The sequence below is a fragment of the Caulobacter sp. D5 genome, assembly GCF_003185805.1.
Lineage (GTDB): Bacteria > Pseudomonadota > Alphaproteobacteria > Caulobacterales > Caulobacteraceae > Caulobacter.
On record NZ_QHJY01000544.1, the window covers coordinates 1 to 1082 of the forward strand.

A 1082-nucleotide genomic window follows, 5' to 3' on the forward strand; every position below is an offset into this window, starting at 1 on the left:
CGCTGGCGGCGCGCCGTCCAGGTGGCGCAGGAGACGGGCCAGGGCCCGCAGGCGGCTGGGCGCGGCGGCGTCGAGCGGGACGATGGCGGCGAGCGGCTGGCCGGGGCTGGCGGCGTGGGCGAGCAGGGCCAGGCGGATCTTGTCGCGCCCGGCGCCCAGCGACCACCAGGCCTCGCCGAGGGCGTTGGCCGCCGGACTGAAGAGCCGCGCCCCGGACCCGGCCGGCACGGCCTGCAACTGGATCAGTTCGGCGTCGACCTCGGGACGCCACCACACCTGCGCGCGGTCGGCCTCAAGCGATGGATCGACGGGGAAATCGCAGCCCCCAGCGGGCGTCCAGCCGTTCGGCGTCGTGCGCCCGGCTCGCAGTCTCGAAGTCGTTCTGGTAATCTGGGTTGCGACGAAGATATTCCCAGGCCAGATCCGCCCCGGACAGGTTGTCGACATAGCCATAGGCTTCAGCGGACCGCCACCGAGAGGTGTCTGGCGACATGAGAACCTCCGACGAAGCTCACTCTAGATTGAGCTGCCGATCGGTTCTTTCCGTGCACGGACTCCCCGGGAAGCCTGTCCCCCGCGATCGCCCGATGCCGTCGCGGCATCACCCCGGCGGCCTTCCCTTCAAGAGATGCTTGTAGCCGGCCCGGGCCATCCAGCGGGCGCGGTCGAGGTGGATGTCGTGGATGCGGCGAGCCCGCCCCGGGTCGGCCGCCACGTCCAGCTCCAGGATGATGGCCGCCGCCTCGCGCCAGTCGGCGTGGGCGGCGGCGGCGTCCAGCAGGCGCAAATAGACCAGCAGGTGGGCGTGGTCGTAGGGCGTTACCACCGGGTCGTCGATCGGCGTGTCGCGCAGGTCGCCGTGGCTCATGGTGTTCCTCCCCCGCCGGCAATCCTAAGCGATCGCGCGGGCCGGGGGACGACCTCGAAGACGGATCGGGCGATGCGTCCGTGGCATCACCCCCCACCGTCTCTAGAGCGGCCGGTCAGGTCGGCGGGCGCGGCCTGGTGTCGTCGGCCGGCTTGTCGCCCCGCTCCGGCGCCCGATCGCCCTTCTGGCGGATCCAGACCAGCGGATGGGGCTC

General features: G+C 72.0%; 3 protein-coding genes. All 3 read right to left on the reverse strand.

All coding sequences use genetic code 11. From position 1 onward, the window contains the following. A partial coding sequence (locus DMC18_RS25005; protein ID WP_233248299.1) for a hypothetical protein occupies positions 1-276 on the reverse strand: 276 nt, incomplete at its 3' end. 16 nt (positions 277-292) lie between these two features. Continuing rightward, a complete protein-coding gene (locus DMC18_RS25010; protein ID WP_110133419.1) occupies positions 293-493 on the reverse strand; it encodes a transcriptional regulator domain-containing protein in 201 nt (66 codons plus the stop codon). A 108-nt stretch (positions 494-601) separates the two neighbouring features. Then, positions 602-868, reverse strand: a complete 267-nt coding sequence (locus DMC18_RS25015; protein WP_110133420.1) for a DNA -binding domain-containing protein — start codon at positions 866-868, stop codon at positions 602-604. Between the last annotated feature and the right edge of the window lie 214 nt (positions 869-1082).